Source organism: Eubacterium ruminantium, assembly GCF_900167085.1.
GTDB classification, from domain to species: domain Bacteria; phylum Bacillota; class Clostridia; order Lachnospirales; family Lachnospiraceae; genus Eubacterium_Q; species Eubacterium_Q ruminantium.
In genome coordinates this window covers 15,668-30,340 of the sequence record NZ_FUXA01000017.1, presented here as the reverse complement: position 1 = coordinate 30,340, position 14,673 = coordinate 15,668, and the positions used below count along the sequence as shown (strand labels likewise).

Below are 14,673 nucleotides of genomic sequence, written 5' to 3'. Positions count from 1 at the left end.
ATTCTCCAAGAATAACGCATGTTGTTTTATCACTTTTTGTGATTCAGCTTATTTGCTGTGAGTGTTCCTACATTCTGGATTATCTGGAAGATTACTATTATAAGTATTACTGCCACCATCAGGATATCCGTCTGCCATCTGTAATATCCATATCTGACTGCTATATCTCCAAGTCCTCCGCCTCCGACTGTGCCGGCCATTGCAGAATAACCAAGAATGGTCCCTGTTGCTATAGTCGCTCCAAGGATAAGTGATGTTCTTGATTCAACAAGAAGCACCTTGAAAATGATGTGAAAGTTTGAAGCTCCCATTGACTTCGCAGCCTCGATCACTCCTGTATCAACTTCCTTCAAAGACGACTCAACAAGTCTTGCGATGTAAGGAGCTGCCGTTGCAACAAGCGGTATGATAGTTGCCGAAGCTCCGTAACTCTGACCTACTATAAATCTTGTTACCGGTATCATAATGATAAGTAATATAAGAAATGGAATACTTCTTACAACATTTGCTATAAAATCAAATATTCTATAAATGAATGCGTTAGGTTTCAGGCCATTCTTATCCGTCACCGCCAGGGTAACACCCATAGGAAGGCCGACCGCGTATCCCAAAGCAGTAGCTCCCAGAGTCATATATAAGGTGTCCTTTACACCTTGAATAAGCATTTCATTGGTTTGTGCATCAAACATCCTTCCTCACCTCCTTCAACCTACCAGCTCTTCATCACCGGAATCTTTGTCTTTTTTCTTTTTGTAGAATCTGATGCCAAATATTTTCTTTTCCTTATTTGGCTTATCATTTTCTCTTGATGACTGATCATTTTCATCAAGATCTTCATCCTCCTTATCATGATCGTAAGGAGTTTTCTCTATATAAACATCTCCGAATATAAGTCTCTTTGAAGCATCTGACTTTGGATTTGCAAATATGTCAGCTACTTTTCCTTTTTCTACAAGACTTCCATCTTCGATGATTGCAACCTTGTTACAGATTTCTTTGATAACACTCATCTGATGAGTGATGATAACGATCGTGATGCCATATTCCTTATTGATCTTTTTAAGAAGATCAAGTATGGACTTTGTCGTCTGTGGATCAAGAGCACTTGTTGCCTCATCACAGATAAGTATCTCCGGGTCTGACGCAAGAGCTCTTGCAATTGCTACCCTCTGCTTCTGTCCTCCTGAAAGTTCCGCCGGATAAGCTTTTGCTTTATCCTTAAGACCTACTGTTTCAAGAAGCTCATAAGCTCTTGCCTCGGCATCTTTCTTTTTTACATGTCTCAGGCTAAGTGGAAAATAAACATTTTTCAAAACATTCTTCTGCATCAAAAGGTTGAAGTTCTGAAATATCATCGATATATTTCTTCTTTCTTCCCTAAGTGCCTTTTCCGAAAGATCACTAAGTTTTTTTCCTGCTATGATCACATCGCCGTCAGTCGGTCTTTCCAGATAATTCAAACATCGTACAAGAGTACTTTTTCCGGCCCCCGACATTCCGATGATTCCATATATATCAGACTTTTCTATCGATAAGTTAATGTCCTTTAAAGCTCTTACGGTTCCAACGCCTGTCTCATAAGTTTTATTAACATTCTTTAGTTCTATAAGCGCCATATATTTTCCTCTCATTCGTTCCGTTTGGTATGAGGGAATGATATCATCCCGATTATTGCTTGTAAAATCGTTAAAACCTTTCGTTTGTTATAGCTATCACTTATACCAAAAAAATACCCTTCGTCCGACAAACCTGTCGTATACGAAGGGTATTACCTAATCTAATATAATCATTTACTTATCACTTTCTTATTTCAGGCTGAATTTTCTATCTCTCATCCACAACCTGGAAGATATAAAATTTCAGATAATATGATTCATCTGCTGCCCAAAGGATCGGATGATCCGGCGCCTGAGTCCTGAATTCAATCTGGCGAAGTCTCTTATGCGTACTTCTTGCCGAATCGGCTATCACCTTTGTAAAAGTATCATAATCCATAAAATGTGAACATGAACAGGTAGCAAGATATCCACCGTTTTTAACCAGTTTCATTCCGCAAACATTGATCTCTCTATATCCTTTTGCAGCTTTTTTGATAGTCTCTCTGGACTTAGTAAATGCAGGCGGATCAAGGATCACTACATCATACTGTTCACCATCATTTACCATCTTTGGAAGTCTTTCAAGGACATCATCCACTTCAAACTTCACAGTATCCGAAAGATTATTCAGCTCTGCATTTTTTCTAGCCTGCTCTATGGCAAGTTCCGATGCATCTAAAGCAAGAACCTCTTTTGCTCCGGCTATACCTGCATTTAATGCAAATGAACCTGTATGTGTAAAGCAGTCAAGAACCTTCTTGCCTTTACAAATCTTATGCATAGCAAGGCGGTTATATTTCTGATCAAGGAAGAAACCTGTTTTCTGTCCGTCCTTAACATCAACTATATACTTGACGCCATTTTCTATTATCTCCACATTGGTATCGAATTCGTCTCCTATAAATCCTTTATAACGTTCCATACCTTCTTTAACGCGGACCTTGGCATCACTTCTCTCGTACACACCTCTGACTTTGATTCCGTCTTCGCTAAGTACTTTCTTCAGCTTTTCGATAATAAGCGGCTTTAATCTGTCAATTCCCAGAGCAAGAGACTCTACTACAAGCACATCTTCATACTTATCGATAACAAGTCCGGGAAGGAAATCAGCTTCGCCAAATATAACTCTGCACGAACTTGTATCTACAGTATCTTTGCGGTACTGCCATGCATTTCTGACTCTTTTCTCGATAAAATCTTCATCTATAATCTGCTCACTGTCTCTTGTAAGCATTCTGACAGTTATCTTAGAGACAGTATTGATAAATCCCCTGCCCATAGGATATCCGTCAAAATCCCGGACATCAACAATATCTCCATTGGTAAAATCTCCGTCAATACGGTCAATCTCATTATCAAAAATCCATGCACCGCCGGCTTTGATAGTTCTTCCTTCGCCTTTTTTCAGTATAACAACTGCTTCTTTCATTCAATCATCCTCATTTTTGCCAAAACAACGGCTATTTGCTTCGAATAAATTATTCGTCCCTATCTTCAACATCTGATTCGTCATCTATGTTATCCAGGAATTCCTTAAGTTCTCTTCCCGCAAGTTCTATCTCTCTCTTATCCTGCGTATTTAAAGCCGAATCGAATCTGATAAGTTCCCTTTCAATACGTTCTCTTCTTGTACCCGTTGCCTCTTCATATAATCTTTCACCTCGGGCAATAAGATATTTATTGATCTCCTGCTCTCTCGGATTTATCTTAAGATCCGCAAGCTGTTCCATTCTGGCTTCAGCTTCTTCATCCGTGAGCATACTTGTTTCATTTTTAATTATGACCTTTTTGGTCACTCCTGTTGATACAACCTTTACCATAACTTCCAGTATGGAATTTATATCATATGTAAATGTTATATCTGCAGCTTCTTTTCCTTCAGGTCCCGGTGGAACAGGTATCTCCAGTTCTCCGAGTTTCAGATTATTGGAAGCAAATCTGCTTTCACCCTGAAGCACAAGTATTCTGATAATATTCTGATTATCACTTGCTGTATAAACCCTGTGAGTTCTACTTACCGGTATGACTGTATTTCTTTCAATGATAGGCAGATAATGGCCATTTTCTCTGACACCCTCGCCTTCACCCTTCTTGACACTTATCTCAGTACCAAGGGTAAATGGACATACATCGGTCAGGATCATCTCTCGAAGCGCTTCATTTCTCTCCTTCATAGCTGCATGCATCGCAACTCCCGATGCTACAACTTCATCAGGATTTATGCCGACATTCGGAAACCCTCCAAAAAGTCTGCCCACAAATTTTCTTAATACAGGAAGCTTTGTCGCGCCACCCACAAGAATGATCTCATCAATATCTTTGATCTTCAGCTTCGCATCTGAAAGACTTTTCTCAATAGGACGTCTTATCCTGCCGAACAATGTCTGACATGCCTTCTCAAGTTCATCAGAATCCATTTCAAAATGATAATCTTTATCATTCTTTACGAAATCAATACTGCCTTTACCGCTCTGCGAAATCTGAATCTTACACACTTCCGCTCGTCTTTTAAGTATTCTTTTTTCTTTATCGCTAAGTGCAGTTTCATCTATATCATTTTTTTTGATGAACTGCTTATAAATTTCATCCGTAAAATCCTGGCCGCCAAGAGAATTGTCACCGGCAACCGCCCTTACTTCCATGATATTATTGAATAATTCAAGTATTGAAACATCAAAGGTTCCACCGCCAAGATCAAATACAAGAAATCTTGTATCCGCTTCCTTTTTATCGAGCCCGTAAGCTATAGCCGCAGCTGTAGGTTCGCTGATGATTCTTTCAACTCTGAATCCTGCCAGCTCTCCCGCTTCCTTCGTAGCTTTACGCTGATGATCGTTAAAATATGCAGGAACACTGATTACCGCTTCTTCTATCTTCTCTCCAAGAAATGCTTCCGCATCTTCCTTTAATGCTTTAAGAATAAATCCTGATAACTCTGTAGGAGTGAACTTATCATTTCCAAGAGTATATTTTTTCATAGAACCCATATCTCTTTTAAATAGAGACGCTGACTCTCTCGGAAAACTGATCATTCTTTCTTCAGCTGTCTTTCCCACATAAACTGTTCCTTCACTGTCTACACTGACGACAGAAGGAGTAAGTTTCTCGCCAAAACGATTAGGTATAACAACAGGTCCTTCAGGTGTGTAATATGCAATTAAACTGTTTGTTGTTCCAAGATCGATTCCAACTATCATTTCATCTCTTTTGCAAGATTTTCCAGCCACTCACTATAGCCCATATATCTTCTGGCTTGTTCCAAAACTTCCGCCAATTTGCTCCTCTGTTTTGAAGCTATATATACCTTGCATAACTCCTTATAGCTTTCTCCGTATAAAATAGTAGACCCAAAAGATCCTATATTCATGCTGATTGCTTCCTTAAGCAGCCTCTCAGCCTTATCAAAATCCTTCTCCAACCTACAGATCCTGGCTGTTTCAACCAAGGTTTCAGGAGTTATTTTACCATCCGATAATTTAAGGAACATATCCTTATATCTTTTATATCTGGTCTTTCCTCCAAACTGTCCGGCCGCAGCTTCCGAAAGCTCACTAAATGCTTTATATGAACCTTCATTTGCCCTAAGGAAATATTTTTCTGCCTTTGCGTACTCCTTCCTGTCAAGAAGAAGACGGGCTATATATAATTCCATGGTATGAGTATCTATGCCCTCATCCCCTGCTTTTTTAACCAGCTTCTCCGCTGCACTAAGTTCGCCCTTTGCGCATTTCATATTGCAAAGTTCTTCATAAACTCTTCTATCTACTTTATAACTGCTGTATAGCATCTTGCCTACAACAGTTTCTGCTTCTTCGAATCTTCCCAGGAAAGAAAGTATGGAAGCATACTCGAAATTCGCTCTCGCCTTATCACCTGCTTCACTGCAAAGAATCTTTATCTCTTCCAAAGCTTCTTCATATCTTTCCTGATATCTATATGCCTCGACAAGTCCAAATCTCGCCCTGTCTTTATCAAGAGCATTTGTAGAATTATCATATCCTTTGATAAAAAGGTCTACTGCCTCCTGATACTCTCCCATTTTGAGTTTGTTCTCTGCCGACAATGTATATACATATGCCTGTGGTTTTGTATATTGTAATACCACATCATAATCTTTATCTGCTTTTTTATATTCACCTAAAACCTTGTAAGTCAAGGCTCTGAAAAGATAATCCGTATCCCTTCCGGCAAGTTCTATCTGTCTTGAATATGCAGCAACTGCTTCGTGGAACTTAAGCATTTTCCTGTAAACCATTCCAAGACATCTGTGAACCTTTTTATTGTCCGGATCAAATTTAAGAATCTCATTATATGACTTTTCCGCTTCCGGAAGACCATTCACATTCTGATAGCAGTCGCCCTTCAGAAGATAGAATTCAGCCTTATCTTCTATGTCATTATGCTCCACCTGCATATCAATATTTTTAATGATATCCAAAGCATTCACATAATCCCCTTTTTCTTCCACAAGAATTTTCGCTTTCATCATCTTGCAAAGATTGCTTTCCGGATTAAGGCCACTGTATTTTTTAACTATTTCTTCTGCATCCCTGTACTGCTTGACCTTGATATATATATCCATCTCAAGCTTATAAGGAGATACATTATATGGATAGATCTTTTCAACCTTATACGCCTCATCAAGAGCCTTAAGGTAATTCCCAAGTTTAAAATATGTTCTGGCAAGATACAGCTGTGCCACAAAATTCTTTTCATTTTTCAGAACTGTTTCACACATATTGAGACATTCACTATATCTTTCCTGATCATAAAGGAGTTCGCACTTTGATTCCTCCGCAACGATTCTTTCCTCAAATTCATTTTCAAGCGCAAGATCTATATATTCTTCAGCTTTCTTACGCTCATTTTCCTGTAAATATGTTGAGCCCAAAAGGTAATTAACATATGGTCTTCTCTTCAACTGCTTAATTCCTTCTTCAGAGAAAGGATCTTCCGAATCGAGACGGTCCAGTTCATTCATCCATTTTATAAAGCATTCTCTCGCTTTAACCGGCTCATGAAGCACCAGATATGAACGTCCTTTAAGATTATTATATTCAATGATCTCATTATCAAACGGATCGATAGTTGACAAAATTTTAACCGAATTTGCAGCATCATAAGACTGATAATACGCCCATGCAGTATCAAGAACAAATCTATGTCTGTCTTCATCAGACATATCTTCATCCTTCTTTTCCTTATTTTCTTTAATTATGAGCTCGTTGCATTTCTCAAGAAGACCGAGAATATATGCATCATACGGTCTTTCTTTGGTCAGCTCAAGGCAGTCTTCCTTAGCTTTAACCGGCTGACCTGTGTAGCACTTTATCTCAACAAGTCTTACTTTCGGAACTATTGAAGAAGGATTTATGCTTAAAGCATCCTCATAGCATTTCTTTGCTTCTTCATATTCTGAACGGTCAAGATATACATCGCCCATACAGGTAAGTGCATCTGTATTCCCCGGAAGTTTTTCCACAAGACTCTTAGCTGTTTCAAGGGCCTCATCAAGTTCTCCCTTATAACACTGCATTTTACATATATTTATATCCAGGTAAGGATTTTTAATAGACGATTCAATTAGTTCCTGAAGGATAGATTCCTGTTCAGCAATATCTCCCTTTTTGATAGCCCCAAGAAGATCGGCAAAACGATTGATATACCCGTCATAATCAGCATCTTCCGGTCCTGTAAAAAGGCGGTAGTCGATCATATCCGGATAAATAGAATTATTGATGAAATAATCAATATAATCCTGAGGATATACCTCAGAAAGGTCCTGCCTTCTGTCATCTATTGAGAATGTTTCGACAAAAATCTTAAAAATATACTGGGGAATATAAATATTCTCCATAAAGAAACGAAGGATCACATCCATAGCCTCTGTTGAAGTATCAAGGCTGACTGCAAATTCTGTATCAAGAAGTCTTTGCCACTCCTTTGGATCTATCCTTCTGTAAAAATTCTTATAGATATCTTCCACAGCCATTCTGAAATCTTCAGAATCCTGCGGATCTTCTATATTATATTCTCTTTCATTAAAAGTATCCGAACCATCCTCGTCCTGCACTTCCTCTTCAGAATGCTTTTCATTTGCAAGCCTTACTGCCTCTTCATAAGAAGCGCGCAGGACTTTAAAGCCCTCCGGATTATCCTCAGGATTATTCTCGGAGAGCTTGGCTCTATATGCATTCTTTAGTTTGTCCAGATCTTTTGTTTCGTCAATACCAAGTATGGTCCAGATACTCAAATCATTCACCTATAACAAATTTCAAGTATTGCTTATATAGCATTTATAAAGTCTGATTACATGTTCTCAAGTGTTGAACGTATAGCCTTTATGAAATCTTCTGTATTAAGAACAGTAACATCGCTAAGTTCTGTAATGAGTGCAAGATCCTTAGTCATCTTACCGCCTTCGATAGTATCAATAGTAGCTTTCTCAAGCTTATCAGCAAATGTCATAAGCTCAGGAGTTCCATCAAGTTCACCTCTCTTACGAAGTGCGCCTGTCCATGCAAAGATAGTAGCAACAGGGTTTGTAGATGTTTCCTCTCCTGCAAGATGCTTATAATAATGTCTCTGAACTGTTCCGTGTGCAGCTTCATATTCATATACTCCGCTTGGCGAAACAAGTACAGATGTCATCATTGCAAGTGAACCAAATGCAGATGAAAGCATATCACTCATAACATCTCCGTCATAGTTCTTGCATGCCCAGATGAATCCACCCTTAGACTTCATAACTCTTGCTACAGCATCATCGATAAGTGTATAGAAATACTCGATTCCTGCTGCTTCGAATTTCTCTTTATATTCTGCATCATATATTTCCTGGAAAATATCCTTAAATGTATGATCATACTTCTTAGAAATAGTATCCTTTGTAGCAAACCAAAGGCTCTGCTTTGTATCAAGGGCATAGTTAAAGCAGCTCTTAGCAAAGCTTTCGATAGAAGGCTCAAGATTGTGCATACCCTGAACTATACCTGCTGAATTAAACTCATGAACAAGAACTGATTCCTGTGATCCGTCTGCAGCTGTATATACAAGTTCAACCTTTCCAGGTCCCGGAATCTTCATCTCCGAAGCCTTATAAACATCACCATATGCATGTCTCGCGATAGTGATAGGCTGCTTCCAGTTCTTTACGCATGGCTCAATACCTTTTACGATAATAGGAGCTCTGAAAACAGTACCGTCAAGGATAGCTCTGATAGTACCGTTTGGACTCTTCCACATTTCCTTAAGGTTATACTCTTCTACACGGGCAGCATTTGGTGTGATAGTTGCACATTTTACAGCTACTCCGTATTTCTGTGTAGCATATGCAGAATCAAATGTAACCTTATCATCTGTCTCATTTCTGTGAGGAAGTCCAAGGTCATAATACTCTGTCTTAAGGTCGATAAAAGGAAGAAGAAGTTCATCCTTAATATACTTCCAGAGTATTCTTGTCATCTCATCTCCATCCATCTCAACAAGTGGTGTTTTCATCTCAATCTTACTCATTTTATATTCCTCCTATTAGTAAGTTCGGTTAAAAATTTTTATCCAGGAATTCTCTTATGGCAATAGTTTCTCCATATTCCGAAAGTGGCGGCGCTATATGCTTTGCAGCATTTTTAACCTCTTCTCTGGCGCTTCCTATCGCATAACTTTCACCCGCTGCCTGAAGAAGTCCGAGATCATTTATATTATCTCCAAAGGCCATTACTTCTTCTTTCTTAAGTCCCAGCTCTTTCATAAGTATCTTAAGCGCACTGCCTTTATCGGCACCCGGATTAACTATGTCCATCCACATGGTTCCGGCAGATGCTATAACAAATCTGTCTTTCCATTTCGGATAGAACCATTCCATAACTTCCTGCTCAACGGTGTCTTTCTTATAAATAGAAAGCTTCACGATATCATCTTCAAGATATCTCTCAAAGTCACCGAGAACTTTAATATTATATTTGTAAGAGTCCCTCATCCAAAGGAACATCTCACTTTTGTCTTCGCAGTATGCTGTATCAAGCCCGCAAAGCATTATATCACAGTTATCCAACTTTTTGACATCTCTAATAAGTTCAAAAAGCACATCTCTCTCTATCACATTCATCGAATAAACCTTATTCTTATCTCTAAGAATACTTCCGTTATCGGTAATATAATAGATATCATCTCTTACAGGTGCAAAAAGCTTTCTCATACTGACATACTGTCTTCCGCTGGCACCCGCAAATTTTATGCCATACTCTTTCATCCTTTTAATGAGAGTAAACATCTCCGGATCTATCTGATCGGTACCGTCAGGAACCAAAGTACCATCTATATCACTTACAATAAGTTTGATCATAAATAACCTCTATAAAATATTTTCTTAACCATCCCGGTTAAATGATACTGTCTGATGAATTATTTACCCTCTAATTCATCCTGTAAAAGTTTCGATGTAACTCTCTCATTTAAATGAGTATATATTTTATCTGCAAATTCCTTCTTAAATGAAAATGGAATCACATAATCTTCCTTTTTAAACTTCAAATTAATTATGCTGTAAACATTTGGATCAATAGGCGAAACAATTGAATAATCCACAACGTCTTCATATCTATATATGGTCTGGCCTCTATGATGCTTAACAACTATCTCATCTTCATGAAATTCATACATTATATCATATTGTGTTTTTCCGAAGGAATGAAAGAAAAGTGCCAAACCGTAACAACCAAGCAAGAATGCTATTATGAGTGTAAAGACACTATGTTTATCATATCCAAGAATAACCGGAACTATCAGAAGCGACGTAAAAGCCACAAAGAAAAGTCCAAGTAACCTGAATGTCATTCTTGAACGTTTATTTTTTTTAACTGAATAAGCTATCATAAATATCTCCCGAATCCAAAATCAAATAAACACTCTATGCATTATAAACTAAAGCCGCTTATACTTCAAGATATAGAGATTCACAAGATTGAACCTTATCTTTCTTCTATATAATAAAAAGACTCCACGTCAGCCGGCCGGGCATAACATGAAGTCTTTTTATTAAAGGACCAAGTCCGTAAATTTATCTAAATTAGTTATTTCTGTAAATGATATCGTCTCTGCTTGGACCATTTGAGATCATTGTGATAGGGAAACCGATTTCCTTCTCGATAAACTCGATATACTTACGGCAATTTTCAGGAAGATCTTCGTATTTCTTGATACCTCTTATCTCTGTCTTCCATCCAGGAAGTACCTTATAAACAGGTTTAGCCTTTTTAAGCTTTGCTGTTGTAGGGAAGTCTGTAGTAACTTCTCCGTCTATATCATATCCAACACATACAGGGATTTCATCAAGATATCCAAGTACGTCAAGAACTGAGAATGCAACATCAGTTGCGCCCTGCATTCTGCATCCGTATTTAGAAGCAACACAGTCAAACCATCCCATACGTCTTGGACGTCCTGTTGTTGCACCAAATTCACCACCGTCACCACCGCGACGTCTTAATTCATCTGCTTCATCGCCGAAGATCTCACTTACGAATTCACCGGCACCTACAGCACTTGAGTATGCCTTACATACTACAACAACTCTCTTGATCTCATATGGAGGGATTCCTGCTCCGATAGCACCGTAAGCAGCAAGTGTTGATGAAGATGTAACCATTGGATAGATACCATGATCTGTATCCTTAAGTGTTCCGAGCTGACCTTCAAGAAGGATATTCTTTCCTTCCTTGATAGCCTTATCAAGATATGAAGAAACATCACATACATAAGGCTCGATAAGACTCTTATATCTCATAAGTGTCTCAAAAACACCTTCTACTGTAAGAAGTGGCTTATGATAAAGATGCTCAAGAAGAACATTCTTCTGAATAATAACTCTTTCAATCTTCTCCTTAAGAGACTTTTCATCATCGAAAAGTTCACTTACCTGGAAGCCGATCTTAGCATACTTATCTGAATAAAATGGAGCGATACCTGACTTAGTAGATCCAAAAGATGCACCCTTAAGTCTCTCCTCTTCATATTCATCAAAAAGAACATGATATGGCATTACCATCTGAGCTCTGTCAGATACAAGAAGCTTTGGTGCAGGAACGCCATCAGCAACTACTGAATTGTATTCCTTGAGAAGCTTCTCAATATCAAGTGCAACACCATTTCCTATAATATTTACTGTATTATCATTAAATACTCCCGATGGAAGTGTATGAAGTGCAAACTTTCCGTATTTATTTACGATTGTATGTCCGGCATTTGCTCCGCCCTGAAATCTTATAACTATGTCTGAATTCTCAGCAAGCATGTCAGTCATCTTGCCTTTTCCTTCGTCGCCCCAGTTAGCTCCTACTATTGCTGTAACCATTAATATACCACCTTTCCTTTATATACCGGTATCTGTGATCCGGTCCCGTAATTATGATCGTAACATCTATAGTTCCCCTCACACCAAGGTGATCATTCTCCCTTTTCCCACCTTGACACAAATAACAGTATATCCTATATATTGACATAAGTAAAATTAATATTTATTATACTTATCATAATGTATACTTATGTGGCCCAGGAGGTGCAAAATGAATACAAACCTTGAGTATTATAAAATATTTTATCATGTTGCCAAGTTCGGTAGTTTTACCGAAGCAGCCAAAGAACTTTGCATCTCCCAGCCTGCTGTCAGCCAGGGAATAAAGCAGTTGGAAGACTCTCTTGGTCTTCAGCTTTTCAGACGTACTGCCAAAGGCGCTGTCCTGACCCACGAAGGCGAAACATTATTCAGCTATGTCGAAAGTGGCTACGAGATGTTCATTAAAGGAGAACAGAAAATTTCAGAGATACTCTCCCTTGATTCCGGTGAGATAAGAATCGGCGCAAGCGATATGACGCTTCAGTATTATCTCCTCCCTTATCTTGAAAAGTTCCACCAGCTTTATCCAAAGATTAAAGTTCAGGTAACAAATGCTCCGACTCCAAGAACTCTTGAACACCTTTCTTCAGGAAGGATCGACCTTGGGGTTGTTTCGGCATCTAATTCTTATGCGGATTTTATGGATAACAGCGCCAGAAGTATAAATGTCAAAAAAGTCCGTGATATAGAAGATATTTTCATCGCAGGAAACAGATTTAAGAATCTTCGCAACAAATCCCTTTCTTTGAGCGATCTTAAAGATCTTCCTCTTATCTGTCTCGAGCCAGATACAAGTACAAGAAAATATGTTGATGGATTTCTTAAGTCGGAAGGTGTAACTCTTGCGCCTGAATTTGAATTATCCACAAGCAATATGATAGTTCAGTTCGTTATGAGAAATCTCGGAATAGGTTCCGTAGTTGCAGACTTCGCTGAAGAATATATAAAAAATAAGGACGTCTTTAAACTTAAACTAAGTAAAGACATCCCTAAAAGAAAAATCTGTGTTATAACCGACAGCACCAATATGATTTCATTTGCTGCCCAAAGACTGCTTGAACTTTTGTAGGATCAGTATGTTCTCTTGAAGCCGGCAACATCTGTTTCGAACTCTTTGATAATATCGGCATATCTCGTATAGAGATTATCCCGAAGCTTCCCGGAATCATACTTCTCTTCTACAACAGCTTTAAGCTTTTTTATACCAAGCACAGCATTATCTTTATAATTATTACTGAGATCAACGCGGATACCATTGATGATATCATCAATCTCTTTATCACCCGAAAATGTTTTCTTCTTACTGAATAGTCCCATATAAACACCTCTCGCGTCTACATATCCATTCCCATCTTCTCTTTGATATTCTTGATGATCTTTGTAATCGAATCAAGTGTAACATTGATTTCCTGAAGTCTGAGCATCTCTTCATCATCAATCTTTCCGTCCATCGCAATAGCAACAAGCTCTTCGGAAATCTCATTCATCTGTCTTGCTGATGCCATGAATTTAATGATCGCTCTATCCATATTATCATCAGTAGATATCTCGGAAAATGATTCACGTTCTTTGAGAAGGTAGTCCATAGACACCCCAAAGAACTCACTAATAGCCATAGCTTTATCAATATCAGGAAGAGAATCCCCTGTTTCCCACTTTGATATAGCCTGTCTGCTCACACAGAGCTTCTCCGCCAATTGCTCCTGTGAATATCTATTATTTGTTCTTAATTCTCTAAGTCTATCTGCAAAACTCATATACTCGCCCTTACCCTTTCACGAAATACTATAAAAAAGTATTATAGAAAATCTATTATCATTATAACTTGCTTTTATCTTTCCGCCAAGTATTTCCGTAAATTGTTTTGCAATTGCAAGCCCAAGACCTGTATGTCCCTTGGTTCTTGATATGTCCGTTGTGTAGAACTCGTCAAATATTTTATCAATCTGAACATCGTCATCATGAAGTTCATTTGAGAACACTACCTTTACCATAGGTTCATCTTCACATTTGGTTATATCAATAACAAGACTGCCTTCGCCATGCTTAAGACTATTTCCCATCAGATTATCAAATACTCGAATAAGCAGCTCTCTGTTCGAAAGAATGTTGACCCTCTTCTCTTTAGAATTCATAATGATATCTCTTCCTTTAGCAGAATAATCATCATAAAAAAGTCCGGCCGTTTCTTCAAGAAGCGCTATAAGATTAACTTTCTCTTTTTCAAATTTATTCTCTCCTGAGATAACCTTGGAATACAAGAAAAATGAATCAATAAGTTCATTCAGACGTATGAGTTTTCTCTCGATTGTCCAGAGTTCTTCAACTCTTTCTTCCCAAGGAATATCTTCATTTTTAAGGATGTCAATATATCCGAGAGCAGAAGTAAGGGGTGTTCTTAAGTCATGAGAAATGTTAGTCATCATTTGTTCAACCTCATGCCTCTTCTGCTCATAATAAATCTTTCCGGTTCTAGATTCTTTAAGAAGGATATTCATCTCTTCAATAAGTTCATTGGACATAAATCCGGATTCATTTCTGATCAGATTATTCGAACCATCTTCTCTGATTTTCTTCGCCTTCAGGCTTATCCTCCTCATATCCCTTCTCAAAACAATAATTAAGGACACAGCAAACAGAAGCAATATACTTAATGCTATAATCGCTACTATCATACTGTGT

13 protein-coding genes are annotated in these 14,673 nt (G+C 38.2%); 1 reads left to right on the top strand and 12 read right to left on the bottom strand.

Translation table 11 applies throughout. The features are described 5' to 3' along the window. Window positions 1-29: 29 nt before the first annotated feature. From B5D25_RS11450 to B5D25_RS11410, 9 genes are all read right to left on the bottom strand, one after another. Complete coding sequence (locus tag B5D25_RS11450; protein WP_078788104.1) at window positions 30-689, bottom strand: methionine ABC transporter permease; 660 nt, start codon at window positions 687-689, stop codon at window positions 30-32. Window positions 690-704: 15 nt separating this feature from the next. Next, entirely contained in the window at window positions 705-1,616 is a 912-nt protein-coding gene (locus B5D25_RS11445; protein ID WP_078788103.1) for a methionine ABC transporter ATP-binding protein, read from the bottom strand. Window positions 1,617-1,824: 208 nt separating this feature from the next. Continuing rightward, window positions 1,825-3,027 (bottom strand): class I SAM-dependent rRNA methyltransferase, encoded by a 1,203-nt coding sequence (locus tag B5D25_RS11440; protein ID WP_078788102.1) that lies wholly within the window; start codon window positions 3,025-3,027, stop codon window positions 1,825-1,827. A 49-nt stretch (window positions 3,028-3,076) separates the two neighbouring features. Continuing rightward, window positions 3,077-4,795 carry a molecular chaperone HscC gene (locus B5D25_RS11435; RefSeq protein ID WP_078788101.1) on the bottom strand — a complete coding sequence of 573 codons (1,719 nt, stop codon included), beginning with the start codon at window positions 4,793-4,795 and terminating at the stop codon, window positions 3,077-3,079. Then, window positions 4,792-7,851, bottom strand: coding sequence for a tetratricopeptide repeat protein (locus B5D25_RS11430; protein ID WP_078788100.1), 3,060 nt, complete (start codon window positions 7,849-7,851; stop codon window positions 4,792-4,794). The genes B5D25_RS11435 and B5D25_RS11430 overlap by 4 nt, the downstream gene beginning before the upstream one ends. Window positions 7,852-7,907: 56 nt before the next feature. Next, window positions 7,908-9,113: an NADP-dependent isocitrate dehydrogenase gene (locus tag B5D25_RS11425; protein ID WP_078788099.1), complete on the bottom strand. Its 1,206-nt coding sequence runs from the start codon at window positions 9,111-9,113 to the stop codon at window positions 7,908-7,910. A gap of 28 nt (window positions 9,114-9,141) precedes the next feature. Then, the gene (locus B5D25_RS11420) at window positions 9,142-9,942 is read right to left on the bottom strand and encodes a Cof-type HAD-IIB family hydrolase (RefSeq protein WP_078788098.1); all 801 of its coding nucleotides are present in this window, start codon (window positions 9,940-9,942) and stop codon (window positions 9,142-9,144) included. Between the two features lie 59 nt (window positions 9,943-10,001). Continuing rightward, a complete protein-coding gene (locus tag B5D25_RS11415; RefSeq protein WP_078788097.1) occupies window positions 10,002-10,472 on the bottom strand; it encodes a hypothetical protein in 471 nt (156 codons plus the stop codon). A gap of 193 nt (window positions 10,473-10,665) precedes the next feature. Further along, window positions 10,666-11,949, bottom strand: coding sequence for an adenylosuccinate synthase (locus B5D25_RS11410; RefSeq protein ID WP_078788096.1), 1,284 nt, complete (start codon window positions 11,947-11,949; stop codon window positions 10,666-10,668). 211 nt (window positions 11,950-12,160) lie between these two features. On the opposite strand from B5D25_RS11410, the gene B5D25_RS11405 reads away from it, so the two are divergent. Next, window positions 12,161-13,060: a LysR family transcriptional regulator gene (locus B5D25_RS11405; RefSeq protein ID WP_078788095.1), complete on the top strand. Its 900-nt coding sequence runs from the start codon at window positions 12,161-12,163 to the stop codon at window positions 13,058-13,060. Between the two features lie 2 nt (window positions 13,061-13,062). Here B5D25_RS11405 and B5D25_RS11400 read toward each other — a convergent pair whose 3' ends face one another. The 3 genes from B5D25_RS11400 to B5D25_RS11390 are packed head-to-tail and all read right to left on the bottom strand — an operon-like array spanning window position 13,063 to window position 14,666. Continuing rightward, window positions 13,063-13,308 carry a hypothetical protein gene (locus B5D25_RS11400; RefSeq protein WP_078788094.1) on the bottom strand — a complete coding sequence of 82 codons (246 nt, stop codon included), beginning with the start codon at window positions 13,306-13,308 and terminating at the stop codon, window positions 13,063-13,065. A 17-nt stretch (window positions 13,309-13,325) separates the two neighbouring features. Further along, window positions 13,326-13,748: a helix-turn-helix domain-containing protein gene (locus B5D25_RS11395; protein WP_078788093.1), complete on the bottom strand. Its 423-nt coding sequence runs from the start codon at window positions 13,746-13,748 to the stop codon at window positions 13,326-13,328. 18 nt (window positions 13,749-13,766) lie between these two features. Then, entirely contained in the window at window positions 13,767-14,666 is a 900-nt protein-coding gene (locus B5D25_RS11390) for a sensor histidine kinase (RefSeq protein WP_078788092.1), read from the bottom strand. Window positions 14,667-14,673: the final 7 nt, after the last annotated feature.